Genomic DNA, 2439 nt, shown 5'->3' with positions numbered 1-2439 from the left:
ATTCTGACTCCTGACTGCTGACTCCTGACTCCTGTATTCTTTTTTATAATCTCGAAAATTCTCCATAAGCATTTCACTTTTATCGATCAGAAAAACTACAAGCACAATGATTCAAAATCAAAAGTTTAAAAAATCAGTTGTTTGGGTCTTACTCGGCTTACTGACAAGTTGGATTGTCAGCTGTAGTACAGGTCACGTAGGCACAGGTACAAAACAGGTATCTTCAGGAACTGCAAATATTGAGTTTTGGACAATGCAGCTCCAAACTGAATTTAAAGACTACTTTCAAAGCCTGATTAAGACTTTTGAAGGTCAGAACTCAGGTATAAAGATATACTGGGATGATATACCGTGGTCCGCAATGGAGAACAACATTTTAACAGCTGTCTCCGCAAAATCGCCACCTGATGTTGTCAACCTGAACCCGGATTTTGCTTCTCAACTTGCAGGACGAAATGCCTGGCTAGATTTAGATGTAAAAGTTCCAAACCAAGTACGCTCCTCCTATCTACCTAATATCTGGAAAGCAAGCACACTAAATGGCAAGAGTTTTGGGATTCCCTGGTATCTCGCCACGCGGCTAACTATTTATAACACCGATTTATTAAAACAGGCAGGTATCAGTAAACCACCAGCTACTTACAGTGAGTTAGCACAGGCTGCGCAGCAAATTAAGGACAAAACTGGCAAGTATGCCTTTTTTGTAACGTTTATCCCACAAGATTCTGGAGATGTTCTAGAGTCGTTTGTGCAGATGGGAGTGACTCTAATAGATAATGAAGGTAAGGCCGCTTTCAATTCTCCACAGGGGAAAGCAGCTTTTCAGTATTGGGTAGACTTGTACAAAAAAGGGTTGATCCCTAAAGAAGTCTTGACACAAGGGCATCGTCATGCAATAGATTTGTACCAAGCTGGAGAAACAGCTTTGCTGACAACTGTTGGGGCAGAGTTTCTTGGAACGATTACTAAAAATGCACCAACAATCGCGAAAGTTTCTGCCACTGCACCACAAATTGTTGGTGAAAACGGTAAGAAAAGTGTTGCAGTAATGAATGTAGTTATTCCTCGTGACACTAAATATCCTGACGCAGCTCTGAAATTTGCTTTATTTGTTACCAACGATCAGAACCAGTTAAGCTTCGCTAAGGCAGCAAAAGTTTTTCCATCCACAGTCAACGCCTTATCTAATAGCTACTTCAAAAATTTACCAACCAACGCCACACTTTTAGATAAAGCCCGTGTGATTAGCGCTACCGACCTACAGCAAGCAGAAGTTTTAACCCCAACGCTCAAGAATTTTAATTTACTACAAAAGGCAATTTATGAGAACCTCCAAGCAGCAATGCTAGGCGAGAAAACTGTCGATAAAGCCCTAGAAGATGCAGCACAGGAGTGGAATAGTACGAGATAGGGAGCGCCCCTTTGGGGAAGTCAAAAGTCAAAAGTCAAAAGTCAAAAGTTAGGGAGCAGGGGGAGCACAGGAGCACAGGCGCAGGGGAAGCAGGGGAAGAATTCCCCAGTGTCCAATGCCCAATGCCCCATGCCCAATGCCCCATGCCCCATGCCCCATGCCCTAATCATTTATACGTCCCGCTTGACAATCTCGCAACCACGCATTAATTCCTTGGGCTATGTCTCCGTTGCTGGTATCTTGTGGAGGTGTAGGTGGTTTGTTGGCTGGGTAGTAACCAGTTTGAGAAAACATCATCACTAAACGCCAACCAGTGTTTGTTTTAACAAGAAATAATCGATGGAATTGCTGTAAATTAACAGCTTTTCCAGCCGTATAGAGCCGCTCTAAAGTTGTAAAAAATACTTGCTTAACATTTTGTTCTTGCTGGGACGAGCTATATTCCTTTTGTTGAAGTGGTAGGGCTGTAAATTCAGGTTTTCCTGCTACTAGCACATAACTGAAAACCTCAGGTTTTTTGCTTAACAGAGGTGGACGAGCGCGTTGAATAGCACGATTGGCGTAATTAGGTAAATCCCGCAAAAGCTGATTAGTTAATATTTCTATTTTTTGGTTAGAGCAGGATGATTCGACACTGTTAGTCTTTTCAATCTTTGCTACCAAAGACGGATCAATAGTGAGGTTCCTTCTGTTTAATATTTCTGTAGATTTTATTGCTAAGAGAGGATGAGTACTACCACCCTGTGCTTTTTCCAAGTTTAATAACCAAGGTAAGAACCATAGGCTACAGCAAAGAATCCACAAGTGATAATTTTTCTTTTTGATTGTCAACTTCATACAACCGCTGCTATCTCGTCACAAACCTTCTTCCAGGCTAATTGCGGATCGGCAGATGCAGTGATTGGGCGTCCAATAACAAGATAGTCTGCTCCAGCTTTAAGTGCTTGTGCTGGTGTAAATACTCGCTTTTGGTCGCCAATAGCAGCCCAAGTGGGGCGGACTCCGGGACAGACTAGCAGAAAATCACT

At 42.4% G+C, this 2439-nt stretch carries 3 protein-coding genes; 1 reads left to right on the top strand and 2 read right to left on the bottom strand.

The annotated features are described in order from the left end of the window. Positions 1 to 106 precede the first annotated feature (106 nt). Positions 107 to 1411, top strand: a complete 1305-nt coding sequence (locus tag G4P69_RS37005; protein ID WP_208354830.1) for an ABC transporter substrate-binding protein — start codon at positions 107 to 109, stop codon at positions 1409 to 1411. 162 nt (positions 1412 to 1573) lie between these two features. On the opposite strand, the gene G4P69_RS37000 is transcribed toward G4P69_RS37005, so the two are convergent. Next, positions 1574 to 2248: a hypothetical protein gene (locus tag G4P69_RS37000; RefSeq protein WP_208346509.1), complete on the bottom strand. Its 675-nt coding sequence runs from the start codon at positions 2246 to 2248 to the stop codon at positions 1574 to 1576. Further along, a partial coding sequence (locus G4P69_RS36995) for an orotidine 5'-phosphate decarboxylase / HUMPS family protein (protein ID WP_208354828.1) occupies positions 2245 to 2439 on the bottom strand: 195 nt, incomplete at its 5' end. The genes G4P69_RS36995 and G4P69_RS37000, both read right to left, overlap by 4 nt.

Origin of the sequence: Aetokthonos hydrillicola CCALA 1050 (assembly GCF_017591665.1) — a bacterium.
Taxonomy (GTDB): Bacteria; Cyanobacteriota; Cyanobacteriia; order Cyanobacteriales; family Nostocaceae; genus Aetokthonos; species Aetokthonos hydrillicola.
Note: the sequence above shows the minus strand (reverse complement) of the source record. Positions and strands in the feature narration are given on the sequence as shown.

What these genes read in the sequence shown, in the direction of transcription:
- G4P69_RS37005 (WP_208354830.1), top strand. Translation starts at nt 107, where the DNA reads ATGATTCAAAATCAAAAGTTTAAAAAATCAGTTGTTTGGGTCTTACTC.
- G4P69_RS37000 (WP_208346509.1), bottom strand. Translation starts at nt 2,248, where the DNA reads ATGAAGTTGACAATCAAAAAGAAAAATTATCACTTGTGGATTCTTTGC.